This window comes from Pararoseomonas sp. SCSIO 73927 (assembly GCF_037040815.1).
Lineage (GTDB): Bacteria > Pseudomonadota > Alphaproteobacteria > Acetobacterales > Acetobacteraceae > Roseomonas.
Genome location: NZ_CP146232.1, coordinates 5,065,223 through 5,087,948, shown reverse-complemented (window position 1 = coordinate 5,087,948; position 22,726 = coordinate 5,065,223). Strand labels below are relative to the sequence as shown.

The 22,726-nt window shown below is 69.2% G+C and carries 21 protein-coding genes; 14 read left to right on the top strand and 7 right to left on the bottom strand.

The genetic code is table 11. The annotated features are described in order from the left end of the window. Window positions 1-2: 2 nt before the first annotated feature. Window positions 3-260, bottom strand: a complete 258-nt coding sequence (locus VQH23_RS24085; RefSeq protein WP_338663203.1) for a hypothetical protein — start codon at window positions 258-260, stop codon at window positions 3-5. Window positions 261-354: 94 nt separating this feature from the next. On the opposite strand from VQH23_RS24085, the gene VQH23_RS24080 reads away from it, so the two are divergent. From VQH23_RS24080 to recA, 8 genes are all read left to right on the top strand, one after another. Beyond that, window positions 355-774: a flagellar basal body protein gene (locus VQH23_RS24080; protein WP_338663202.1), complete on the top strand. Its 420-nt coding sequence runs from the start codon at window positions 355-357 to the stop codon at window positions 772-774. A 23-nt stretch (window positions 775-797) separates the two neighbouring features. Then, a complete protein-coding gene (flgC, locus tag VQH23_RS24075; RefSeq protein ID WP_338663201.1) occupies window positions 798-1,205 on the top strand; it encodes a flagellar basal body rod protein FlgC in 408 nt (135 codons plus the stop codon). Further along, window positions 1,205-1,513 (top strand): flagellar hook-basal body complex protein FliE, encoded by a 309-nt coding sequence (locus VQH23_RS24070; protein WP_338663200.1) that lies wholly within the window; start codon window positions 1,205-1,207, stop codon window positions 1,511-1,513. The genes flgC and VQH23_RS24070 overlap by 1 nt, the downstream gene beginning before the upstream one ends. Before the next feature lie 13 nt (window positions 1,514-1,526). Beyond that, entirely contained in the window at window positions 1,527-1,799 is a 273-nt protein-coding gene (locus VQH23_RS24065; RefSeq protein ID WP_338663199.1) for a flagellar biosynthetic protein FliQ, read from the top strand. A gap of 13 nt (window positions 1,800-1,812) precedes the next feature. Next, window positions 1,813-2,589, top strand: a complete 777-nt coding sequence (locus VQH23_RS24060) for a flagellar biosynthetic protein FliR (RefSeq protein WP_338663198.1) — start codon at window positions 1,813-1,815, stop codon at window positions 2,587-2,589. Beyond that, window positions 2,589-3,656 carry an EscU/YscU/HrcU family type III secretion system export apparatus switch protein gene (locus tag VQH23_RS24055; protein WP_338663197.1) on the top strand — a complete coding sequence of 356 codons (1,068 nt, stop codon included), beginning with the start codon at window positions 2,589-2,591 and terminating at the stop codon, window positions 3,654-3,656. The genes VQH23_RS24060 and VQH23_RS24055 overlap by 1 nt, the downstream gene beginning before the upstream one ends. 35 nt (window positions 3,657-3,691) lie before the next feature. After that, the gene (locus tag VQH23_RS24050) at window positions 3,692-5,203 is read left to right on the top strand and encodes an ATP-binding protein (RefSeq protein WP_338663196.1); all 1,512 of its coding nucleotides are present in this window, start codon (window positions 3,692-3,694) and stop codon (window positions 5,201-5,203) included. Window positions 5,204-5,376: 173 nt separating this feature from the next. After that, window positions 5,377-6,414: a recombinase RecA gene (gene recA, locus VQH23_RS24045; RefSeq protein ID WP_338663195.1), complete on the top strand. Its 1,038-nt coding sequence runs from the start codon at window positions 5,377-5,379 to the stop codon at window positions 6,412-6,414. A 74-nt stretch (window positions 6,415-6,488) separates the two neighbouring features. Here recA and sthA read toward each other — a convergent pair whose 3' ends face one another. Beyond that, the gene (gene sthA, locus VQH23_RS24040) at window positions 6,489-7,922 is read right to left on the bottom strand and encodes a Si-specific NAD(P)(+) transhydrogenase (protein WP_338663194.1); all 1,434 of its coding nucleotides are present in this window, start codon (window positions 7,920-7,922) and stop codon (window positions 6,489-6,491) included. A gap of 219 nt (window positions 7,923-8,141) precedes the next feature. On the opposite strand from sthA, the gene VQH23_RS24035 reads away from it, so the two are divergent. Further along, complete coding sequence (locus VQH23_RS24035) at window positions 8,142-9,728, top strand: ABC transporter substrate-binding protein (protein ID WP_338663193.1); 1,587 nt, start codon at window positions 8,142-8,144, stop codon at window positions 9,726-9,728. A gap of 107 nt (window positions 9,729-9,835) precedes the next feature. Here the strand turns inward: VQH23_RS24035 and VQH23_RS24030 are convergent, their stop codons facing one another. Next, window positions 9,836-11,035, bottom strand: coding sequence for a M20 aminoacylase family protein (locus tag VQH23_RS24030; RefSeq protein ID WP_338663192.1), 1,200 nt, complete (start codon window positions 11,033-11,035; stop codon window positions 9,836-9,838). Between the two features lie 191 nt (window positions 11,036-11,226). Next, entirely contained in the window at window positions 11,227-12,528 is a 1,302-nt protein-coding gene (locus tag VQH23_RS24025) for an anti-phage deoxyguanosine triphosphatase (RefSeq protein ID WP_338663191.1), read from the bottom strand. Between the two features lie 137 nt (window positions 12,529-12,665). On the opposite strand from VQH23_RS24025, the gene VQH23_RS24020 reads away from it, so the two are divergent. The 3 genes from VQH23_RS24020 to alaS all read left to right on the top strand — a co-directional run bounded on the left by VQH23_RS24020 (window position 12,666) and on the right by alaS (window position 16,834). Next, the gene (locus VQH23_RS24020; RefSeq protein WP_338663190.1) at window positions 12,666-13,127 is read left to right on the top strand and encodes a hypothetical protein; all 462 of its coding nucleotides are present in this window, start codon (window positions 12,666-12,668) and stop codon (window positions 13,125-13,127) included. A 134-nt stretch (window positions 13,128-13,261) separates the two neighbouring features. Further along, window positions 13,262-13,858 carry a transposase gene (locus tag VQH23_RS24015; RefSeq protein WP_338663189.1) on the top strand — a complete coding sequence of 199 codons (597 nt, stop codon included), beginning with the start codon at window positions 13,262-13,264 and terminating at the stop codon, window positions 13,856-13,858. Between the two features lie 327 nt (window positions 13,859-14,185). Further along, window positions 14,186-16,834 (top strand): alanine--tRNA ligase, encoded by a 2,649-nt coding sequence (alaS, locus tag VQH23_RS24010; protein WP_338663188.1) that lies wholly within the window; start codon window positions 14,186-14,188, stop codon window positions 16,832-16,834. Between the two features lie 68 nt (window positions 16,835-16,902). On the opposite strand, the gene VQH23_RS24005 is transcribed toward alaS, so the two are convergent. Further along, entirely contained in the window at window positions 16,903-17,100 is a 198-nt protein-coding gene (locus VQH23_RS24005; RefSeq protein WP_338663187.1) for a hypothetical protein, read from the bottom strand. 147 nt (window positions 17,101-17,247) lie between these two features. Between VQH23_RS24005 and VQH23_RS24000 the strand changes: the two genes are divergently transcribed. Together VQH23_RS24000 and VQH23_RS23995 are read left to right on the top strand one after the other, a co-directional pair. Then, the gene (locus VQH23_RS24000) at window positions 17,248-18,339 is read left to right on the top strand and encodes a catalase family protein (RefSeq protein WP_338663186.1); all 1,092 of its coding nucleotides are present in this window, start codon (window positions 17,248-17,250) and stop codon (window positions 18,337-18,339) included. Beyond that, window positions 18,339-20,663 carry an FdhF/YdeP family oxidoreductase gene (locus VQH23_RS23995; protein ID WP_338663185.1) on the top strand — a complete coding sequence of 775 codons (2,325 nt, stop codon included), beginning with the start codon at window positions 18,339-18,341 and terminating at the stop codon, window positions 20,661-20,663. Before VQH23_RS24000 ends, VQH23_RS23995 begins: the two co-directional genes overlap by 1 nt. A gap of 40 nt (window positions 20,664-20,703) precedes the next feature. Here VQH23_RS23995 and VQH23_RS23990 read toward each other — a convergent pair whose 3' ends face one another. Then, window positions 20,704-21,582, bottom strand: a complete 879-nt coding sequence (locus VQH23_RS23990) for a type 1 glutamine amidotransferase (RefSeq protein ID WP_338663184.1) — start codon at window positions 21,580-21,582, stop codon at window positions 20,704-20,706. Window positions 21,583-21,680: 98 nt separating this feature from the next. After that, window positions 21,681-22,679 carry an asparaginase gene (locus VQH23_RS23985; RefSeq protein WP_338663183.1) on the bottom strand — a complete coding sequence of 333 codons (999 nt, stop codon included), beginning with the start codon at window positions 22,677-22,679 and terminating at the stop codon, window positions 21,681-21,683. Window positions 22,680-22,726: the final 47 nt, after the last annotated feature.

Genomic DNA, 22,726 nt, shown 5'->3' with positions numbered 1-22,726 from the left:
CCTCATGCGCCGGCACCGGCGCGGCAAATCCGCGACCGCAGCCCGTCCACCTGTGCCAGCAGCCCCGCCAGCGCCGGCCGCGTCAACCGCCCCTCCTCGCGCGGCAGCGCCAGGGCGGCGTCGCACAGCGCCGCCACCTCCCCCTCCAGCCCTTGCAGATCGAGGTCCCGTCCCCCCTGGAGAAGGACCTCGGCGAGGCTCAGCACGCCGTGCAACTCATCGACGGCGGCGAGCACGGCATTTTGCGGCGTGCTTGTCATGACCCGACCATGCGCCCCGAATCCCTCCCGATCCGTTAACGCCGCCCGCCGTGCCCTTCATCCGATCTTAAGGGTTCCGGCCGAAGATGCCGGCATGGACCCCACCGGCAAAACCCCCTCCGGCAAAATCTCGGGCGCCACCCCGATGAACCTCGCCGAAGCCCGCCTCCGCTGGTTGGACCGGCGGCAGGAACTGCTGGCCCGCAACATCGCCAACGCCGACACCCCCGGCTACCGCGCGCGGGACCTCGCGCCCTTCGCCCGGCACCTCGCCCGCGCCGCCGATCCCCGCCATCTCGCCCGCACCGATCCCGGGCATCTCGCCCCCGCCGGCGCCGGCTCACCCGCCGCCCGCGCCACCCCGGCCGAGGAGGTCTCGCCCAACGGCAACACCGTCAGCCTGGACGCGCAGGCGCTGAAGGTCGCCGACACCGATTCGGCCCACGCCCTCGCCATGGGCCTCTACAAGAGCTGGAACGGCATGTTCCGAACCGCCCTCGGCCGCAACGGGTAGCGCAGGGGCAACGGAGGAACCGCATGGACATCGACAAGGCGCTCCGCATCTCCGCCGCCGGCATGGCCGCGCAGTCCACGCGCCTGCGCGTCGTGGCGGAGAACCTCGCCAACCGCGACAGCACCGGCGAGAGCCCCGGTGCCGATCCCTACCGCCGCCGCACCGTCTCCTTTGCGGACCGCCTGGACCGCGAGACCGGCACCCGCGCCGTCGCCGTCAGCCGCATCGCGGGCGCCCCCGGGGCGTTCCCCCGCCATTATGACCGCTCCCACCCCGCCGCCGACGCCGCCGGCTACGTCAAGACCCCGAACGTGGACAGCCTCATCGAGGTGATGGACATGCGCGAGGCCCAGCGCACCTACAGCGCCAACCTCTCCGTGCTGGAGACGACGCGCGGCATGCTCACCCGCGCCATCGAGGCGCTCCGCTGATGCCCGCCCCCATCGGCACGGCCGCCGTGAACGCGATGGGCGCGGCCGCCGCCTACCGCACCGCCACGGCAACCCCCGCCTCGAACCCCGCCGAGGGCTTCGGCAGCGCCCTCCAGCGCGCCATCGAGGGCACGGTGCAGGCCGGCCGTCAGGCCGACGCCGCCAGCACCGGCGCCATGCTCGGAACCGTCAGCGTCACCGACACCGTCCTCGCCGTCAGCCAGGCCGAACTCGCCCTGCAGACCGCCGTCGCCGTGCGGGACCGCGTCGTCTCCGCCTACCAGGACATCATGCGGATGCCGATCTGATGGATCCCCGCTGATGGAAACCGACCTCGTCGCCCAGTCCATGCGCGACACCCTCTGGGTCACCCTCCAGATCGGCGCGCCGCCGCTCGTCGCGCTCCTCGTTGTCGGCCTCGCCGTCTCCGTCCTCCAGGCCCTCACCCAGATCCAGGAGCAGTCGCTCGCCTTCCTGCCGAAGCTCGCCGTCGCCGGCGGCGCGATGCTCCTGCTCGGCCCCTTCATGGTCGGCGTGCTGCACGACTGGACCGTCACCCTCTTCGACCGAATGGTCACCCTGGGCGGGCTGTGAGCGGGGGCGGCCGGTGACGGAGGCCGCCTTCCTCGCCGCCCTCCCGTCCCTGGCCTTCGGGGCCGTGCTCGTCCTCGCGCGCATGGGCGCCGCCTCCATGATCCTGCCCGGCCTCGGGGAAGCCGACATCCCCGCGCCCGTCCGCCTCGCGATCGCCCTCGCCCTCGTCCCCGTGCTCCTGCCGGTGCTCTCCCCCAGCCTTCCCGCCGCGCCCGACTCCGCCGCGGAAACGCTGCGCCTGATCGTGCTCGAGGTCGCGACCGGTCTCTGGGTCGGCGGCCTCGCGCGCCTGCTCGCCATGGCCCTCTCCGTCGCGCTCCAGGCCGCCGCCGCCCTGCTCGGCCTCGGCAACATCCTGGCGCAGGACCCGGGCCTCGGCAGCGGTGCCTCCGCCCTCGGCCGCCTCGGCACCCTCGCCGCGGCCGTGCTCGTCCTCTCGACCGGCCTCTACGCCCTGCCTCTCCGCGCGCTCGCCGAATCCTACACGCTGATGCCCCCCGGCACCCCCTGGCCCGCCGGCGCCGCCGCGAACGAGATGGCGGAGGCGGGCACCGCCATGCTCGCCCTCGCGCTCCGCCTCGCCGGCCCCTTCGTCGTGGTGGCCGTCGCCATCAACCTCGCCATGGCCCTCGTCTCGCGCGTGGCGCCCTCGGTGCAGGTCTTCTTCGTCGCGGCCCCCGGCCAGATCATCGCCGGCCTCGCCCTTCTCGCCCTCCTCGCGCCGCCCCTCCTCGCCACCTTCCAGGGGGCCCTCGCCGCCGGCTGGGCCGACCTCCCGGGCCTGCGCTAATGGCCGAGGAGGGCGGCGACGAGGCCGAGGACAAGACCGAATCCCCCAGCGCCCGGCGCCTGGAGAAGGCGCGGGAGGAAGGCCAGGTCCCGAACTCGCGGGAAGCCTCCGGCTTCGCCGCCCTCCTCCTCGCCGTGCTCGCCGCCGGCGCCGCCATGCCGTCGCTCGGCCGCGACCTGCTCCGCGCCCTCCGCGGCATCCTGGAGCGCGGGCACGAGCTCACCCCGCAGGCGGCGCTGGAGGTGCTGCTGCCCTCCGGCAGCCTCCTCCTGCCCGTCCTCGGTGCCGCCGCCCTTGGCGCCGCCGCCACCACCCTCCTGCAGACCCGCGGCCTCGTCTCCGCGAAGGGCCTGGCGCCGCAGCTCTCCCGCCTCTCGCCGATGGCCGGGCTGAAGCGCATCCTCGGCGCCGAATCCCTCATCGAGTTCGGGAAGACCCTCCTGAAGATGGCCCTCGTCGGCGCCGCGATCTGGCACGCCGGCGGCGCGCCGGAACTGCTGGCGGCGGTCATGCACCAGCCCGCCGCGATCCTCCTCGAAACCGTCGCGGACGGCGCGCTCCGCCTCGTCGCCGCCACCCTCGCCGCCTTCGCGCTCCTCGCCGGCGCGGACCTCTTCCTCGTCCGCTTCCGCCACCTCCACCGCCTCCGCATGAGCCGCCAGGACATGAAGGAGGAGGCGAAGGACTCGGAGGGCGACCCGCACGTGAAGGCGAAGCAGAGGGCCTTCCGACAGAAGATGGCGCGCCGCCGCATGATGGCCGCCGTCCCGAAGGCCGCCGTCGTCGTCACCAATCCCACCCACTACGCCGTCGCCCTCGGCTACGAGGAGGGCTCGAACGCCGCCCCGAAGATCCTCGCCAAGGGCGCGGACGAGGTGGCGGCGCGCATCCGCGAGAAGGCGCGGGAGGCGGGCGTGCCGCTCGTCTCCAACCCGCCCCTCGCACGCGCCCTCTTCAAGCTGGAGCTGGAGACGGAAATCCCGCCGGAGCACTACGGCGCGGTCGCCGAGATCATCGCCTTCGTCTGGCGCGCCCGCGCCCGCCGCGGGGTAGGGGAGGGCGCCTGATGGACGCGCCCCGCCCGCGCGCTAGGCTGCATCCCGTGGCAGACAGCATCCTGAACCTATTCGGCCCCACGGCGTCCGGGGATGCGGGCCTCGCGGCGCTGCTCGAGGCGCTGCCATCCGGCGCCGCCCTGCTGGATGCCGGCGGCACGGTGCTCCGCGCCAATCCCGCCCTGCGCGCGCTGCTCGGCCCGGCCCTCCCGGTCCGCCCGGGCACCCACGCCCTCTCGCTCGTCGATCCCGCCACCCGCGACTCCGTCGCGACCTGGCTCGGCTCCCCCGTCCCGCCGCCGCTGGAGGCCGCGCTCGCCGCGGAGGAGGGAAGGGCGCCCATCCCCGTCCTCCTGCGCCTCGTCCCCCTGCCGGACGGCACCCGCGCCCTCCTGGCGGAGGACCTGTCCGAGCGCGCCCGCCACCGCGAGGAGGCCGAGGCCGGCGAGCGCCTGCGCGCCATCGGCGCCCTCGCCGGCGGCATCGCGCACGACGTGAACAACCTCCTCTCCATCATCCTCGGCGCGGCCGACGCCGCGATCCTCGCCGCCCCCGCGGCGCGGGAGGAGCTGCGCCCCGCCCAGGACGCCGCCGCCCGCGGCGCCGCCCTCGTCCGCCGCCTCCTCGCCTTCGCCCGCCGCCAGCACCTCGAGCCGCGCGTGCTGGACCTGGACGAGGGCGTCGCCGCCGCCACCCCCATGCTGCGCAGCCTCCTCGGCCCCGGCATCGCGCTGGAGATCCGCCCCGGCGCCCTCGGCCGCCGCGTCCGCGTCGATCCCGTGCAGCTGGACCAGATCCTCCTCAACCTCGCCACCAACGCCCGCAGCGCGATGGGAGGAGAGGGGGCGCTGACCATCGCCACCGACACCGCCCTCGCCCTGCGGGAGGAGCCCGGACACCCCGACCCCCTCCCGCCCGGCCGCTGGACCGTGCTGGAGGTGACGGACACCGGCCGCGGCATCCCGCCGGAGATCCTCCCCCGCATCGTCGAGCCCTTCTTCACCACCCGCGCCGCGGAGGGCGGCACCGGCCTCGGCCTCGCCACCGTGCACGGCATCGTCCGCCAGTCCGGCGGCGCCCTGCGGATCGAGAGCCGCCCCGGCCTCACTCGCTTCCGCATCCACCTCCCCCGGCACGAGGGGGAGGCGGATCCCGAGCCCGCCCTCCCGGCGGCCCCGGCGATCGTGGCCGGTCGCCACATCCTGCTCGTGGACGACGAGGCCCCGCTCCGCCGCCTCGCAGCCGTGGCGCTGGAACGTGCCGGCCATCAGGTCACCCAGGCGGAGGACGGCGACGCCGCCCTGGAAATGATCGAGGACGGGCTCCGCCCCGCCGCCCTCGTCTCCGACATCGCCATGCCCGGCCTGGACGGGGTGGCCCTGGCCCGTGCGACACGCGCCCTCCTTCCCCATATGCCGGTGGTGCTCGTCAGCGGCTACGCCGAGGCCGCACTGGGCCAGGACATGGGCCGGGACGGGGTCGTTTTCCTCGCCAAGCCCTACCGTCCCGCTCAGCTCGTGGAGCTCGTTTCCCGCCTTCCCGGGCACGATCTCCCTTGAACTTTCCTGCCGAGAACGTAATATGAACACCCCGAGCCGAGGTCGTGTTTGGCGCTTGTGCGCAACCGAGCCGGCCGGTTAACAAGCGCGTGATGTGACGGCCGAGATGCCGCTCCGTCATCCGCCGGTGGCACGCCGAAGGGCGTCCACCGATCGCAAGGAACCTTTCCAGTATGGAAAAGAACAAGGCTCTCGAGGCCGCTCTCTCCCAGATCGAGCGCTCCTTCGGGAAGGGCTCCATCATGCGGATGGGCGGCAAGCAGATGAACGAGGAGATCGAGGTGATCTCCACCGGCTCGCTCGGCCTCGACCTCGCGCTCGGCATCGGCGGCCTGCCCAAGGGCCGCATCATCGAGATCTACGGCCCCGAGTCCTCGGGCAAGACCACCCTCGCCCTGCAGTGCGTCGCGGAGGCCCAGAAGAAGGGCGGCACCTGCGCCTTCATCGACGCCGAGCACGCGCTCGACCCCGGCTACGCCAGGAAGCTCGGCGTGGACGTGGACAACCTCCTCATCTCCCAGCCCGACGCCGGCGAGCAGGCGCTTGAGATCGCCGACACGCTGGTGCGTTCCGGCGCTATTGACGTGCTGGTGATCGACTCCGTCGCCGCGCTCGTGCCGCGCGCCGAGCTCGAGGGCGAGATGGGCGACAGCCATGTCGGCCTGCACGCCCGCCTCATGTCCCAGGCGCTGCGCAAGCTCACCGGCTCCATCAGCCGCTCCAACTGCATGATGATCTTCCTCAACCAGATCCGGCTGAAGATCGGCGTCATGTTCGGCAACCCGGAGACGACCACGGGCGGCAACGCGCTGAAGTTCTACGCCTCCGTCCGCCTGGAGATCCGGCGCATCGGCCAGATCAAGGACCGCGAGGAGACCACGGGCAACCAGACCCGCGTGAAGGTGGTGAAGAACAAGATGGCCCCGCCGTTCCGGCAGGTCGAGTTCGACATCATGTACGGAGAGGGCGTGTCCAAGGTCGGCGAGCTCCTGGACCTCGGCGTGAAGGCCGGCGTGGTCGAGAAGTCCGGCGCCTGGTTCTCCTGCGACAGCCAGCGCATCGGCCAGGGCCGCGAGAACGCCAAGCAGTTCCTCCGCGACAACCCGGCCATGGCCGAGAGCGTGGAGCAGCGCATCCGCGCCCAGGCCGGCGTCGTGGCCAATGCCATGATGACCACCCCGGATGCCGAGGAGGCCGCCGCCGCGGAGTGATCCCCGCGTCGCGCCGAGAAGAGAAGGGCCGCGCCTCCGGGCGCGGCCCTTCCGACTCCTAGACCCCCGGCCTCCTAAACCCCCGGCACCGCGGCGGACACTTCCGCCACCCCTTCGCTGCGCGGCGTCAGCCGGTTCCAGGCATCCAGCGCCGCGATCTTGTAGGCCTCGGCGAGCGTCGGGTAGTTGAAGGTGTTCTCGATGAAGTAGTCGAGCGTGCCGCCGAGGTTCAGCACGGCCTGCCCGATATGCACCAGCTCCGTCGCGCCCTCGCCGACGATGTGCACCCCCAGCAGCCGCCGCGTCTCCATCGAGAAGATCAGCTTCAGCAGCCCCCCGTTCAGCCCCATGATGTGCCCGCGCGAGGTCTCGCGGAACCGCGCGATCCCGCACTCGTAGGGCGTGCCGGCCTTGCGGACCTCCTCCTCGCTCAGCCCCACCGTCGAGATCTCCGGCACCGAGTAGATGCCGTAGGGAAAGAAGGCCGGCGCCGGCGGCAGAGGCTGCCCGCAGGCATGGCAAGCCGCGATCCGCCCCTGCTCCATGGAGGTGGAAGCGAGGCTCGGGAACCCGATCACATCCCCCGTCGCGTACACATGCGGCACCGATGTCTGGAACGTCTTCGGATCCACGGCCACGCGCCCCCGGTCATCCGCGGTCAGCCCGCACGCCGCCAGGTTCAGCGTGTCCGTCGCCCCTACCCGGCCCGCCGCGAAGAGCAGCATCTCCGACCGCACCCGCCGCCCACCGTCGAGGATCGCCACCGGCTGCCCGTTCTCGAACTGGATGGACTGCACCCGCGACCCCAGCCGGAACCCCACCCCCCGGTCGCGCAGCTGGTGCACGAAGTCGTCCACCAGCTCCCGGTCGATGAAGTCGAGAAAGCTGTTCCGCGGCTCCACCAATGTCACCCGGATATCCAGCGCCGAGAAGATCGTCGCGTACTCCACCCCGATCACCCCGGCTCCCACCACCGTCATGGACCGCGGCAGCGCCTTCAGCTCCACCAGCTCGTCGCTGTCCAGCACCGTCTCCCCGTTGAACGGGATATGCGCCGGCCGCAGCGGCCGCGTCCCCACCGCGATCACGAAACGGTCGGCCTCCACCACCCGGCTCTCCCCCGCCTCCTCCTGCACCTCGATCCGGTGCGGATCGACAAAGCTCGCCAGCCCCCGCAGCACGTGCACCCGGTTCCGCGCGAACTGGTCGTCCAGCGTCTCGACCTCGTGCTCCAGCGTCTTGTGCAGCCGGGCCATCAGGTCGCCCGCCTCGATGTCCTTCTTCACGCGGTACGCCAGCCCGTAGAACCCGCGCTCCCGCCACCCTGTCAGGTTCAGCACCGTCTCCCGCAGCGTCTTGGACGGAATGGTCCCCGTATGCACGGACACCCCGCCCACGCGTCGCCCCTTCTCCACCACCAGCACGGAGCGCCCGAGCTTCGCCGCCTGCACCGCCGCCCGCCGCCCCGAGGGCCCGCTGCCGATCACCACCAGATCGTATCGCACCATCCCCGCAGCACCCTTCCAGACCATGCCCCGCCCGCAAACCCGAGGGCCGCCCAAGCAGGGCAGGGGCCCCATCCCTGTCAAGCGTCACCCCCGCCCGCGTCACGCAACCTTCTCGCGCCGGATCCCGGCGCGCTTGACACCCCGCTCCCCCCGCTGGTTCGCTCACGAAAGAGGAAAGCTGCCACCGCACCACCCGGCCATCACCGGAGGAGCCCCCGCATGCCCGCCATCCCCCGCCGCCTCATCCTCGCCGCCGCCCCCGCGCTCCTGACGCTCCGAGAACGCTCCGCCGAAGCCCAGCCCGTCAGCACCGCCACGCTAAACCTCGCCGTCAGCGCCCCGCCCAGCTCCGTGGACCCGCACTACTACACCCTCACCCCCAACAACGCCCTCGCCCAGCACATCTTCGACGCCCTGGTCCACCGCGACGCCCAGGGCCGCCTCATCCCCGGCCTCGCCGAATCCTGGCGCCTCGTCGACGAAACCACCTGGGAATTCCAGCTCCGCCAGGGCGTAAGGTTTCACAACGGCGACCCCTTCACGGCGGAGGACGTGGTCTACACCGTCAACCGCATCCCCAAGGTCGTGAACAGCCCCGGCTCCTTCGTCGTCTTTACCAAGGCCATCCAGTCCATGCAGGTCGTGGACCCCCACCGCATCCGCATGCGCACCGCCGGAATCTACCCCCTCCTCCCCGCCGACTGCTCCCAGTTCACCATCATCCCCCGAGGCCTCGGCGAGGCCCCGAACACCGGCGACTTCAACAACGGCAAGAACGCCATCGGCACCGGCCCCTACCGCCTCATCGCCTTCCGCAGCGGCGACGTGGTGGAACTGGAACGCAACGACGCCTACTGGGGCCAAAAGCCCGCCTGGCAGCGCGTCAACTACCGCATCATCGCGAACGACGGCGCCCGCACCGCCGCCCTCCAGGCCGGCGACGTCGCCTTCATCGACGCCGTCCCCACCGCCGACCTCGCCCGCCTCCGCACCGAAGCGCGCATCCGCATCTCGGAAGTCACCAGCCTCCGCTCCGTCTACCTTCGCACCGACTTCCGCCCCGAATCCCCCTACGTCACCGGCCCCAACGGTGAACCCATCCGCAACCCCATGACGGACCTCCGCGTCCGCCAAGCCCTCACGTCAGCCATCAACCGCCCCGCCATCGCCGACCGCATCATGGCCGGCGCCGCCCTCCCCACCGCCCAGTTCATGCCCCCCGGCGCCTATGGCCACGTCCCCGACCTGCCGCCCACCGCCTTCGACGCCGACAAGGCCCGCAAGCTCCTCCAGGAAGCCGGCCTCCCCAACGGCTTCACCCTCACCCTCCTCGCCTCCAACGACCGCTACATCAACGACGCGCAGGTCGCCCAGAGCATCGGCCAGATGTGGACCCGCATCGGCATCCGCACGAAGGTCGACACCATGCCCTTCGCCGTCGTCGCCCAGCGCGTCGCCCGCCTGGACAACTCCGTCTCCATGGGCGGCTGGGCCAACTCCAACGGCGAACCCTCCTCCGGCCTCCGCGGCCTCCTCGGCACCCGCGACATGGAAAAGGGCTGGGGCACCGTGAACCGCACCGGCTACAGCAACCCCCGCTACGATCAGGTCCTCGAACAGGCCATGTCCACCAACGACGACGCGGCCCGCGAAAAACTCATGCAGGACGCCACAAGGATCGCCGCCGCCGACGTCGCCTGGATCCCCCTGCACGTCCAGAAGAACATCTGGGCCATGCGCCAGGGCTACACCCACACCCCGCGCGCCGACGAGATGACCCTCGCCATGGACGTGCGCCCCGCCTGAAATGCCCAAGGGGGAAGAACGAATTCTTCCCCCTTGGAACCCCCATCATCTTCTTCTAACGGGCTGCCGGGGAAACCCGCCAACACCCGCACGAATAGGGCAGGGGACTACCCCGCCCCCACGCTCCCCAACTCCTGCTCCACCACGCTCACCCAGTACCCCACCCCATACGGAATGGCCTCGTCGTTGAAGTCGTAATTCGGCGTGTGCAGCCCCTCGCTCGTGGCCCCACCCCCGCCATTCCCCATAAACATGAACGCCCCCGGCCGCGCCTCCAGCATGGAGGAGAAATCCTCCGCCCCCAGCACCAGCGGCGCATCCCCCTCAACACTCCCGGCACCCACCAGCGCCCCGGCCGCGGCCTTCGCCACCTCCGTCTGCTCGGCATGGTTGACCAGCGGCGACGTCCCCCGCCGGTACGACACCTCCGCCGAGCACCCGAAGGCCGAAGCCAGCGCCTGCGCCAACTCCCCCATTCGCCGCTCGATCGTGTCGCGCACAGCCGGCGTATAACTCCGCGCTGTCCCCCCCAGCACCAGCTCCGCCGGCATCACGTTCAGCGATTCCATGGACCCGCCATGGATCGCCCCCACGCTCACCACCGCCGTATCCACCGCCGCGATGTTCCGGGAAACGATGGTCTGCAACGCCAGCACGAACTGCGCCTGCAGCACCGTCACGTCCGTCGAAAGATGCGCCGCCGCCCCGCCATGCCCGCCCGTCCCTCGGAACGTCACGGTAAACCGGTCCGCTGCCGCCAGCGCCGGCCCCGTCCGCGTCGCGAACTGCCCCACCGGCAACCCCGGCTCATTGTGCAGCCCGTACACCGCATCCACCGGGAACCGCTCGAACAACCCGTCCGCCAGCATCGCCTTGGCGCCCCCGCGTCCCTCCTCCGCCGGCTGGAAGATGAACTGCACCGTCCCCCCGAAATCCGGGTTCTGCGAGAGGTGCCGCGCCGCCCCCAGCAACATCGTCGTGTGCCCGTCATGCCCGCACGCGTGCATCGTGCCCTTCACCGTGGAGGCGTGCGGCAGCCCCGTCGCCTCTTCGATCGCCAGCGCGTCCATGTCCGCCCGCAGCCCGATCGCCCGCTGCCCGGGCAGCTGCCCCTTGAGCGTCGCCACCACCCCGAACTTCCCGACGCCCTCCGTCACCTCCAGCCCCCAGCCCCGCAGGGTGTCGGCTACGAGGCGGGAGGTCCGCACCTCCTCCATCCCCATCTCCGGATGGGCATGGATGTCGCGGCGGATGGCGGTCAGCTCGGGCTGAAGGGCCTTGATCGCGGCGCGGGCGGTGTCGTCCATGGGGGAGGGCTCCGGTTCTGGGGAAGGGAACTGAGAGGATGGGCCGGGGGTAGGAAGGTGCCAAGCCTGCCACAATATTTGGAGAAAGCGGGGATCGTATCGCCCGCTCTCCCGTCACAACCTTGAGTTTTACATTTCAGCTTGCCTCATTCCTCAGTGAATTTGCATAAAACCGTTGAGCTTTTCCAAAGCTAGAGTTCATCGCTGCTACTGCCGAATCCCGGCAAATAAAATCGGCTGTAAATTTTTTCGGCGTACGCGTCGGTCATCCCTGCGACATAGTCGCAGACACGACGTTCTTGAGTTGCGTCAGTCTCGCCCTCAGTCCATGAATTGGAAGGAATGAGCTGCTCCGGTTGCGCACTTAAAGCTTGGAAAAGCTTAGACACAATCCACTGGCCTCTGTGTTCCAGTTGTTGAACTCTGGCTCTACGCACTACCAGCTCAAAAGCGAACTTCTTGAGTTTTTCAAGCAACTTTTCCTCGGGACTTCCAAGTTTTGCCTGAAGGGACAAAAGTGGATGCTCAAAGTTTGAATCTTGAACAACCCTAACGCTTGTCACCATCGCATTAACGAGCATTGAAACAATCTGTTTTCGATCGCGGCTGTTGGAGTACAGTGCGCTTTCGACAGAAGAAGCGGACAGCGAAATAAGCCCCGATGTGAGGGTGCCCCCAATTTGTGCAAAGGCATCGGTGAGAGCGTGAGAAATTTCGTCGCGATCGACTAAACGGCGTGCAACGATGTCTTCGATGTCATGAATGCCATAAGCAATGTCGTCCGCAATCTCCATCAGGGAACAGTCGAACGTCTTGTATTTTGTCTTTCCATCAACCGAACGCTCCGGAAATCGAAGTCGATCGTGTTCAGACAGTCCGTCGAGAGCCCAGTTAACGATGGAGTTTTCCTCATCAAAGTAACATTTTGGTGGATGCATTGGATTGAAGACGAATTCGCTATAAGGTGCTGGATACTTTAAGACAGCGAGCACCAACCTTCTCGTTGGATCAATACCACCCCCTTTGACCCCGTACTTTTCAAGCCGTGCAATAATTCTGAGAGTCTGGCCATTGCCTTCAAAGCCACCATGCTGTCCCATCTCAGAATGCAATGCTCGCTCTCCACCGTGACCGAATGGTGGATGTCCTAAGTCGTGAGCGAAACACGCTGCTTCGGCTAAGTCACGCTCAGGGAGCCAAGTCGAAACATCGGGGGGAAGTTGCTGGGTACTGCGATGTAGCGTGTCGAGTAAGCCAACGCAGATTTGGGCACACTCGATCGAGTGGGTCAGGCGCGTACGATGGTAGTCGCCTTCACCAACTCCCATTACCTGTGTTTTTCCTTGCAAACGCCGAAAAGCAGCCGAATGGATGATTCGGGCTCGGTCGCGCTGGTAAGGCGTACGAACATCGCCAGGTCTAGCGTCATCGTTTTGGATGCGGCGCCGTCCGAAATGGCGAGGGTCACGTGGGCTGATCTCGGGCAAATTCATCTCCGGATACTACTGGCGCCGCTAGGGTACCAGAGCATTAGATTTTACCGCAAATTTTGTGTATGGCTTGACCTGCAGGAAATTCTTGTGCAACGATCCTGAGGATTTCGGAACACCTCTCAACGGGACGAAGTTGTATGTGGAGTGAAGTAAAATTCGGAAAGTGGGCTGGTAAAGGTAAGATCTTGCCACAAGTTATTGTTAGTGATCCAGACTGGTTCTTTTGGGCTTACAAGGAGGGCGCGTTTAAAGGTGCTCTTGTTGCTGAAGCCGAGCTTCTGAGCAGACGTGCAAAGGCTATCAAACTGCCGGCCTCTCGGATTGCTGACTCTTGTGTTCAGTACATGATTGGACCGGACGGGAAATTTGCTGGTTTTAATGTGATTAAGAAGTCGCAGCCAGCGCACGTCGGATCTAGTCGGGAGCAGCGATCGCTAACCCTCGACCTATCGTTCACGCGTACTATTCAGAATTACGACAAGTTGGGAGCTCGTTTGTTGCTGAAGACATTTAGATATTATTGGTTCGAAGATAAGAGCTTTACGAAATCGAAGGTTGAAACGTTCTTTGATAACAACTCCAATTTTCTCAATCCCTAGACGGCAGTGGTAGCCGCGCTCCGCGCAAACCCAAAGAGGATTTTCGCCTTCTAGAAGCTACTCGTGCCACGGAAATTCCTTGACTATATGAATTTTTACCTATAGGAGTGAGGCTTCCAGGCAGGAGTCCACCCATGTCTCGCCTCACCCCACCCCGCCCCTGGACTCCGCTCACCGACGACGCCTGGGTCGCCCTTCTCCCCTACGTCTTCCCCCGCTCCCCACAGGGCCGCCGCATCGCCGACCTCCGCGCCCGCATAAACGCCATCTTCCACCTCGCCAGCACCCCGGGCGACCCCTGGCGCACCCTCCCGCCCGAATACGGCAACACCCAAACCATCGCCCGCTACTTCCGCCGCCTCACCCATGCCGGCCTCTGGCACCGCCTCCTCGAAACCCTCGCGGACCCGGCCCTCGCCCCTAACCATCCTCTCCGCGCCATCGAGTACGCCATCTGCCGCGCCACCCGCCGCGCCGCCCGCCTCGGAGGCATGCGCCTCCTCCTTCTGATCCGTAAACTCGGCCTCCGCACCGCCCTCAACGGCCCGCCCTGGCTCCTCCCGGACCCCCTTTTGTCCGAAATGCTCGCCAGGGCGCTCCCAACCCGGCTTCCAACCACCCGGGCGGCGCTGGCGGCCCTCAAACCCCGGCTGAAAGCCATCGCTTGGCTGGAAAAGGCGGCGCTGGGCCGCAGATCGATGCCCCGAGTGGTCAGGTTTGGTTGGCCCTGAGCGATGCGAAGCATCGTCTCAGCGCGAGGCGCCCTGCGCCATCGCCCACCGGCACTGCCGGCCCATTACCAGGGCAACGCGCAGCGTTGTCCCGCCCCACCCGCGCGCCCTACGCCCCTGCATCGCGGGCGGGGCGGGACGATGCTTCGCATCGCCCTGGTGTCGGCCGCCGCATCCCCGCCGGGCGATGGCGCTTCGCGCCCCGCTCGCGGGAGGCAGGGCAGCCCAGTCCGGCAGGCTCCGCCTAGCCGGGCTTGGCTCCCCCGCCTCCCGCGGGCTAAACGCCCCGGTCGCGTTCCCGCGAGGAATCGGAATAAAAGTCGCCCCATGACCAGCAGCAACGACGTCCGCGCCACCTTCCTGGACTACTTCGCCCGCAACGGCCACGCCGTCGTGGAAAGCAGCCCGCTGGTGCCCCGCAACGACCCCACGCTGCTCTTCACCAACTCCGGCATGGTGCAGTTCAAGAACGTCTTCACCGGCGCGGAAAAGCGCCCCTACAACCGCGCCACCACCGCCCAGAAATGCGTCCGCGCCGGCGGCAAGCACAACGATCTGGACAACGTCGGCTACACCGCCCGCCACCACACCTTCTTCGAGATGCTCGGGAACTTCTCCTTCGGCGACTACTTCAAGGAACAGGCCATCACCCATGCCTGGACCCTGCTGACGAAGGACTTCGCCCTCCCCAAGGAAAAGCTCCTCGTCACCGTCTACCATGAGGATGAGGACGCGGCCGACCTCTGGAAGAAGATCGCCGGCCTCCCGGATGAGAAGATCATCCGCATCGCCACCTCCGATAACTTCTGGCGCATGGGCGATACCGGCCCCTGCGGCCCCTGCTCCGAAATCTTCTACGACCACGGAGACAAGATCCCCGGCGGCCCCCCCGGCTCCCCGGATGAGGACGGCGACCGCTTCATCGAGATCTGGAACCTCGTCTTCATGCAGTACGAGGAAGGGCCCCCCGGCACCCGCCGCCCCCTCCCGCGTCCCAGCATCGACACCGGCATGGGGATGGAGCGCTTCACCGCCATCCTCCAGGGCGTCCACGACAACTACGACACGGACACCTTCCGCGCCCTCATCCTCGCCAGCGCCGAAGCCACCGGCCAGGACCCGGACGGCCCCTTCCGCGCCAGCCACCGCGTGGTGGCAGACCACCTCCGCTCCGGCGCCTTCCTCATCGCCGAAGGCGTCCTCCCCTCGAACGAGGGCCGCGGCTACGTTCTCCGCCGCATCCTCCGCCGCGCCATGCGCCACGCCCACATGATGGGCGCGAAGGACCCGCTGCTCCCCCGCCTGGTCCCCGTCCTCATCCGCCAGATGGGCGCCGCCTACCCCGAACTGGTCCGCGCCGAGACCCTCACCACCGAAACCCTCCGCCTCGAAGAAACCCGCTTCCGCAGCCTCCTCGAGCGCGGCCTCGGCCTCCTCGCGGAGGAGACGGCGAAGCTCGGCGAAGGCCAGCCCCTCTCCGGCGAGGTCGCCTTCCGCCTCTACGACACCTTCGGCTTCCCCCTCGACCTCACCCAGGACGCCCTCCGCTCCGAGGGCCGCCCCGTCGACACCGCGGGCTTCGAGACGGCCATGCAGGAACAGCGCCGCCGCGCCCGCGCCGCCTGGTCCGGCACCGGCGACGCCGCCACCGAATCCCTCTGGTTCGACCTGAAGGAGAAGCTCGGCACCGGCACCGAATTCCAGGGCTACAACACCGAGCGCGCCGAGGCCTCCATCCTCGCCATCGTCGCGGACGGCAAGGAAGTCACGGAAGCCACCGCCGGCACCGAAGTCCAGGTCGTCCTCAACCAGACCCCCTTCTACGCCGAATCCGGCGGCCAGGTCGGCGACACCGGCACCATCCGCGGCCCCGGCGACATGGAGATCGTGGTCCGCGACACCCAGAAGAAGCTCGGCCTCTTCATCCACATAGGGAAGGTCGAGTCCGGCATCGCCCACCCCAACGCCCCCGTGGTGGCGGAGGTGGACCACACCCGCCGCGGCGCCATCCGTGCCCACCACAGCGCCACCCACCTCCTGCACGAGGCCCTGCGCCGCCGCCTCGGCGACCACGTCGCCCAGAAGGGCAGCCTCAACGCCCCGGACCGCCTCCGCTTCGACGTCTCCCAGCCCACCCCCATGTCCCCCGAGGACCTGGCCTGGACCGAGGCCGAGGTGAACGCCCGCATCCGCCAGAATGGCGAGGTCACCACCCGCCTGATGACCCCGGACGAGGCCGTGAAGGCCGGCGCCATGGCCCTCTTCGGCGAGAAGTACGGCGACGAGGTCCGCGTCGTCGGCATGGGCCACGACCCCGAAGCCACCGCTAAGCACGGCGTCTATTCCCTCGAGCTCTGCGGCGGCACCCACGTCGCCCGCACCGGCGACATCGGCCTCTTCAAGATCGTGGGTGAGAGCGCCGTCTCCGCGGGCGTCCGCCGCGTGGAAGCCGTCACCGGCGCCACTGCCCTCGCCCTGATCGAGGAAGAGCAGCGCACTCTCCGCGAGGCCGCCGCCACCCTCAAGGTCCCCGCGAGCGAACTCCCCACCCGCATCGCCGCCCTGGTCGAGGACCGCCGCAAGCTAGAGCGCGAGATCGCCGACCTCCGCCGCAAGCTCGCCACCGGCGCCTCCGCGGCCGAGGCGGAGCAGATCGGAGACCTCCGCGTCGCCCTCCGCGACCTCGGCGAAGTCCCGCCCCGCGACCTGAAGTCCCTCGCCGAAGCCATCCTCAAGGGCGGCACTGCCGACGTCGTCGCCCTCGTCTCCAGCGCAGAGGGCAAGGCCAGCATCGTCGTCGCCGTGGGCGAGGCCGCGAAGGGCAAGGCCGACGCCGTAGCCCTCGTCCGCGCCGCTTCGGCCGCAGTCGGAGGCAAGGGCGGCGGCGGCCGCCCCGACATGGCCCAGGCCGGCGGCCCGGAGGGCGACAAGTCCGCCGAGGCCCTGGCCGCCATCCGCGGCGCCCTCTCGGCATGACCCCGCGGGTGGGCCGCCGCCGGGACCTCCCCGGCGCGGCCCGCCCGCCCATCGTCCGAAGCGGGTGGCTAGCCCACCATCTCCGGGCTCATCGGCCCGCTCGCCTGCTGGGCGAGGCCCCGGACCACCTGCTTCAGCGCATCCTCAAGCTGGCGCAGCAGGGTGGATGCCTCTGCGGCATCGAATTCGGAAACGACAACCTGATCCGCCATGTCGTGGACCAAGACGACGCGGCCAGCGATGGCCTGGGCTCGGAAGCTGCTCATGCCGGGAAGGCTAGACCGGCTTCTCCGAACTTTCACGCTCACGTGATGTTTCTGAAATCCCATGTTGCACCGCAGTCACAGCCCCCGGTGCGCCCCTCGAAACATCGCCCCCGGGGCCGCGTTCACCTGCGGACGCAGGAGTTCCGCATGCCCAGCCCCATCCGATACGAGCCCGGTTTCGAGCACCCGGAGGAGGGCGAGGAGGACACGAAGACGGAGCTGGTGGAGGCGATGCGTGACATCGTCGAGACCACCTACAAGGACTACGGCTACCCCGTTCGCGCCGTCCACGCGAAGAGCCACGGCCTGCTGCGCGGCGAGCTCCGCGTGTACGGCGATACCGCCCCGGCCTACCGCCAGGGTCTCTTCGGCAAGCCTGGCACTTATCCCGTGGTGCTGCGCTTCTCCACCAACCCCGGCGACCTGCTGGACGACAGCATCTCCGTGCCCCGCGGCCTCGCCATGAAGGTGGTGGGGGTAGAGGGAGACCGCCTGCCGGGGTCAGATGGGCAATCCACGCAGGATTTCGTCATGGTCAACGCGCCCGTCTTCGCGGCGCCCTCGGCCAAGAAGTTTCTGGGCAACGTGAAGCTGCTGGCGAAGACCACGGACATCCCGCAGGGCTTCAAGAAGGCCGTCTCCGCCGTGCTTCGCGGCACGGAGACGGTGATCGAGGCGGTGGGCGGTGAGAGCGCGACAATCAAGCAGCTCGGCGGCCACCCCAACACGCACATCCTCGGCGAGACCTTCTACAGCGCGACGCCCTTTCTCTTCGGCCCTTACATGGCGAAGTTCTCTGTCGCACCGCTCTCGCCGGCGCTGAAGGCGCTGACGAACAGGAAGGTGGACGTCTCCGGCCGGCCGGAAGCGCTGCGGGAGGAGGTGCTGGCCTTCTTCGCGGAGCATGACGCGGAGTGGGAGCTGCGGGCGCAGCTCTGCACGGACGTCGAGAGCATGCCGATCGAGGACCCCTCCGTGCCGTGGCCGGAAAAGGAGAGTCCCTACGTCACGGTGGCGCGGCTGAAGGTCGGGCGGCAGCCCTCCTGGGACGAGGAGCGGTCGCGCGCCGTCGATCTCGGCATGTCCTTCAGCCCATGGCACGGGCTGGCCGCGCATCGTCCGCTCGGCTCGGTCAATCGCGCCCGCAAGCCGGCCTACGAGATGTCCTCCGGCTTCCGCGCCGGCCACAGCGGATGCCCGATGGTGGAACCCCGCAGCGCGGAAGAGGTGCCGATCTGATGCCGGATACCGGAAAGCCGCGCCCCGTGAGCGTGCAGCCGTATCCCGGCCCGGCGGGCGGCTGGGGGTCGCTGCGCTCGGTAGAGTCCAGGCTGCTGCGAGAGGAGCGGGTGGCCACGGGCAACGCGGTGCTGCTGCGGCAGAACAAGCCGGAAGGGTATTCCTGCGTCTCCTGCTCCTGGGCGAAGCCCAAGGCGCCATACCCCTTCGAGTACTGCGAGAACGGCGCCAAGGCGACGGCCTGGGAGATCACGCGCAAGTCCCTGGCCGACGACTTCTTTGAGCGGCACACGATCACCGAACTGCTCAACTGGTCGGACCACGACCTCGAGAAAATCGGCCGCCTGACGCGCCCCATGAAGCTGGACCGGGTGCAGGACCGCTGGGTGCCGGTGGCCTGGGAGGACGCCTTCCGCGAGATCGGCGCGGAGCTGCGCGGCATGGACCCGAAGCGGACGGTGTTCTACGCCTCCGGCCGCGCCTCGCTCGAGACGAGCTACATGTACGCGCTGTTTGCGCGGCTCTACGGGCACAACAACCTGCCCGACAGCTCCAACATGTGCCACGAGAGCACCTCCGTGGGCCTTCCTCTGGCCATCGGTGCGCCGGTGGGCACGGTGCAGCTGGAGGACTTCGACAAGACGGCCTGCATCCTCTCCTTCGGGCAGAATGTCGGCACCAACGCGCCGCGCATGCTGCACCCGCTGCAGAGCTGCGCGAAGCGGGACGTGCCAATCATCGTCTTCAACCCGCTGCGCGAGCGCGGCTGGGAGCGCTTCACCAACCCGCAGAGCCCGGTGGAGATGCTGACGAAGAAGGAGACGCGGATCGCATCGCAGTACCACCAGCTCCGCGCGGGCGGCGACATCGCGGCCATCGCCGGCGTCAGCAAGGCGCTGATCGAGGCAGACGACACGGCGATGGCCGCCGGGCGCGCGCCGCTGCTGGACCACGCCTTCATCGGGCAGCACACCCACGGCTTCGACAGCTACGCCGCCTGGTGCCGCGCGCAGGACTGGGCGGAGATCGAGAGGTGGTCGGGGCTGACGCGGCAGGCGATGCAGGACGCGGCGAGCGTCTATGCCGCGGCGCCCACGGCCATGGGCATCTACGGGATGGGGCTGACGCAGCACAAGAAGGGCGTGGACAACGTCCGAATGCTCGTGAACCTGCTGCTGCTGCGCGGGAACATCGGCAAGCCCGGCGCGGGGATCCTGCCGGTGCGCGGGCATTCCAACGTGCAGGGGCAGCGCACCGTCGGCATCTCCGAGAAGCCGGAACTGGTGCCGCTGGACGGGCTGGCCGAGCAGTACGGCTTCGAGCCGCCGCGCGACACCGGCATGAATACGGTGGAAGCCTGCGAGGCGATCGTGAAGGGCCACATCCAGGCCTTCATCGGGCTGGGCGGGAACTTCGTGCGCGCGGTGCCCGACACGGAGGTGATGGAGGCCTCCTGGCCCACCATCCGGCTGACAGTGCAGGTCGCGACGAAGCTGAACCGCAACCACCTGATCAACGGGCAGGTCGCCTACCTCCTGCCCTGCCTCGGGCGCATCGAGGAGGACGTCCAGGCAAGCGGGCCGCAGATGGTCTCCTGCGAGGACACGATGACGCACATCCACGCCTCCTGGGGCAAGGTGGCGCCGGCCTCGCCGCACCTGTTGTCGGAGCCGGCGATCGTGGCGGGCATGGCGAAGGCGACGCTGGAGCCGAACGCGAAGGTGCCCTGGGACGAGTGGGTGGGCGACTACGCGAAGGTCCGTGACGCGATCGAGGCAAGCTACCCGGACGCGTTCAAGGACTATAACCGGCGCGTCCACGAGCCCGGCGGCTTCCCGCGCCCGCTGCCCGCGCGGCAGCGCGACTGGAAAACGGAAACGGGGAAGGCGAATTTCCTCGTGCCCGCGGGGTTCCGCACGGATCTGGAGACGGAGCTGGACGATCCGGAGATCCTGCAGCTCCTCACGCTGCGCTCTAACGACCAGTTCAACACCACCGTCTACGGCTACGAGGACCGGTTCCGCGGCATCAGCGGCACGCGGCAGGTGGTGCTGATGAACCGCGAGGACGCGCGCGCGCGCGGGCTGCGGGACGGTGACACGGTGGCGCTCGTCACGGCGGTGGAGGACAACATCCGCCGGGCCGTGGGCGGGCTGCAGGTGGTGTTCTACGACATCCCGCGCGGCGCGATCGGCGGCTACTACCCGGAGTGCAACCCGCTCATCCCGCTCTGGCACTACGCCGAGGAGAGCAAGGTGCCCGCCGTGAAGGCCGTCCCCGTGCGGGTCGAGCTGGAGAAGCGGGCGGTGATGGCCGCAGAGTAGGCCCGGCGCGGGACGCGGGAGCTTTCGGGCGGACCCGCCCTTAGGCGAACTCCGACGCCTTGCGGCGGGCGCGCCGCGGCTCCGCCATGTGCCGGATGAAGTTCCGCAGCTCGGTCCGGCGCTGGGCGGTGTCGGTGACCTGGCGGTCGAGGCCGAGCTGCCAGGCGAGGTCGCGCCGGTCCGGCTCCCGGGCGAGGGCGTCGATCCGTACGGCGTGGTGCTCGACGGCTTCGAGGTCCAGCGCGAAGCGCTGCGCAACGAGGGTGTCGGCTTGGCGGCGAAGGGCCTGGGAGACCTCGTGCAGCGTGAGCTCGGGGTGGTACTGCACGCCCCAGAACACGCCGTTCCCCGAACGGATCTCGGCGGCCTGGACGGTGCTCGCCCCGTTGGTGGCGAGCAGCACGGCGCCGCGGGGAAGCGCCTTCACCTCATCCGAGTGAATGGCCGGGGCGTCAAAGGCCCAGGGGCGGCCGTGCAGCAGCGGGTGGCCACGCCCTTCCTCCGTCGGGGTGATGCGACGTGCGAAGCCGGCCTCGTTGCCCTCCTCTCGCGGCCCGACCGTCCCGCCCGCGGCCGCGACGGCGACCTGAAGTCCGGCGCAGGATCCGAAGGAGGGCGTGCCGGAGGCAAAGACAGCCCGCATGAAGTCCAGGACGCGCCGCGTCTCCGGCGTGTCCTCGTAGACGTGCAGGGGAGAGCCGCAGAGGAAGACGGCGTCGTAGCGGGCGAGAACCTCCGGGCGCTGGACGGGGCTGCTCTCCTCCGCGGGCTTGAGGTGGTCGCAGACCGCGCCCGGGGCGAGCTCGCGGAGGGTGTCGGCATAGGTCTCGCCGGAGCTGCGGCCGACGCTCTGGCGCCTGGCCTCGCGGTCCTCTGGCCCTTCGCTCTCGGCCACGAGGAAGTGGAAGTTCTCGGTCATGCAGATCCCCGGTGCGCGCCCCTCGGTGGGGCTGCCGGGAGGTGGTGTCGATCGGCGGGACGGGAAGGTCGTGTCGTCCGATCGTCACGCCGCTTCCCTCAGTAGGTGCCGAAGAGGCGGGCGATCTCCTCCCGGTCCTGGGTGACGGTGAGGGCGAGGGCGAGGAGGATGCGGGCCTTCTGCGGGTTGAGGTTGTCGGTGGTGAGGAAGCCGGCGTCGCGCAGCTTCGTGGTGGGGAAGACGCGGCCGGAGCCGGCGCGGGTGCACTGCATGACGATCGTACCCGATGCCGCGGCCTCGCGCAGGGCGTCGAACTCGTCGGGCGTGCAGAAGCCGGGGGCGAAGCCGGCGGAGACGATGCCCCGCGCGCCGGCCTCCAGGAAGGCGCGCACGGCGGTGGCGTCGGCGCCGGCGTAGGAGTAGGCGATGTCCACGCGGGGCAGGGACTCCAGGCCACGGATGTCGAAGGGGGTGTCGGGAGCGCCGGGGCGGATGGGACGGCGATAGAAGTTCACGCCGTCGCCGTCGGCCTGGCCGAGGGCGCCGAAATCGGGGGAGCGGAAGGTCTGCATGCGGCTGGTAGAGGTCTTCGTCACCTCCCGCGCGGCCTGGATCTCGTCGTTCAGCAGGACGAGGACGCCGAGGCCGCGCGCGTCCGGGTGGGCGGCGGTGCGGACGGCGTTGACGAGGTTCAGCCCGGCATCGGTGGACAGCGCCGAGGAGGGGCGCTGGGCGCCGGTGACGACGATGGGAACCCGGACCTTCGCGGCGAGGTGGAGGGCGTAGGCGGTCTCCTCCAGCGTCGCGGTGCCGTGGCCGATGACGATGCCGGCGAGGTCCGGATGTTCCGCGACGAGGCGGTCGCAGAGATGGACGAGGGCCTTCCAGGTGGGGAAGGCGATCTGCGGGCTGGGGACGGCGCTGAAGGGGACGGGGAGCACCTCCGCGACCTCTGCCAGCTCGGGGAAGCGGGCGACGAGTTGGGCGGCGTCCAGCAGGGGCTTGCCCGAGGAGCCGTAATTGGTGGTGTCGAGCGGGCCGGCGCCCTGGGAGGCAATGGTGCCGCCGGTTCCGATGAAGGCGACGCGGGGCTTCATGGCGTGGTTCCTGGAACGACGGTGCGGGCGGCCCGGTGGCGGGGTGG

Excerpts from the sequence above, each read along its gene's own strand:
- VQH23_RS24035 (WP_338663193.1), top strand. The coding sequence starts at position 8,142 with ATGCCCGCCATCCCCCGCCGCCTCATCCTCGCCGCCGCCCCCGCGCTC.
- VQH23_RS24005 (WP_338663187.1), bottom strand. The coding sequence starts at position 17,100 with ATGAGCAGCTTCCGAGCCCAGGCCATCGCTGGCCGCGTCGTCTTGGTC.
- VQH23_RS24055 (WP_338663197.1), top strand. The coding sequence starts at position 2,589 with ATGGCCGAGGAGGGCGGCGACGAGGCCGAGGACAAGACCGAATCCCCC.
- VQH23_RS24080 (WP_338663202.1), top strand. The coding sequence starts at position 355 with ATGGACCCCACCGGCAAAACCCCCTCCGGCAAAATCTCGGGCGCCACC.
- recA (WP_338663195.1), top strand. The coding sequence starts at position 5,377 with ATGGAAAAGAACAAGGCTCTCGAGGCCGCTCTCTCCCAGATCGAGCGC.
- VQH23_RS24030 (WP_338663192.1), bottom strand. The coding sequence starts at position 11,035 with ATGGACGACACCGCCCGCGCCGCGATCAAGGCCCTTCAGCCCGAGCTG.
- VQH23_RS23990 (WP_338663184.1), bottom strand. The coding sequence starts at position 21,582 with ATGACCGAGAACTTCCACTTCCTCGTGGCCGAGAGCGAAGGGCCAGAG.
- VQH23_RS24070 (WP_338663200.1), top strand. The coding sequence starts at position 1,205 with ATGCCCGCCCCCATCGGCACGGCCGCCGTGAACGCGATGGGCGCGGCC.
- VQH23_RS24025 (WP_338663191.1), bottom strand. The coding sequence starts at position 12,528 with ATGAATTTGCCCGAGATCAGCCCACGTGACCCTCGCCATTTCGGACGG.
- VQH23_RS24065 (WP_338663199.1), top strand. The coding sequence starts at position 1,527 with ATGGAAACCGACCTCGTCGCCCAGTCCATGCGCGACACCCTCTGGGTC.
- VQH23_RS24015 (WP_338663189.1), top strand. The coding sequence starts at position 13,262 with ATGTCTCGCCTCACCCCACCCCGCCCCTGGACTCCGCTCACCGACGAC.
- flgC (WP_338663201.1), top strand. The coding sequence starts at position 798 with ATGGACATCGACAAGGCGCTCCGCATCTCCGCCGCCGGCATGGCCGCG.
- alaS (WP_338663188.1), top strand. The coding sequence starts at position 14,186 with ATGACCAGCAGCAACGACGTCCGCGCCACCTTCCTGGACTACTTCGCC.
- VQH23_RS23985 (WP_338663183.1), bottom strand. The coding sequence starts at position 22,679 with ATGAAGCCCCGCGTCGCCTTCATCGGAACCGGCGGCACCATTGCCTCC.
- VQH23_RS24000 (WP_338663186.1), top strand. The coding sequence starts at position 17,248 with ATGCCCAGCCCCATCCGATACGAGCCCGGTTTCGAGCACCCGGAGGAG.
- VQH23_RS24085 (WP_338663203.1), bottom strand. The coding sequence starts at position 260 with ATGACAAGCACGCCGCAAAATGCCGTGCTCGCCGCCGTCGATGAGTTG.
- VQH23_RS23995 (WP_338663185.1), top strand. The coding sequence starts at position 18,339 with ATGCCGGATACCGGAAAGCCGCGCCCCGTGAGCGTGCAGCCGTATCCC.
- VQH23_RS24020 (WP_338663190.1), top strand. The coding sequence starts at position 12,666 with ATGTGGAGTGAAGTAAAATTCGGAAAGTGGGCTGGTAAAGGTAAGATC.
- sthA (WP_338663194.1), bottom strand. The coding sequence starts at position 7,922 with ATGGTGCGATACGATCTGGTGGTGATCGGCAGCGGGCCCTCGGGGCGG.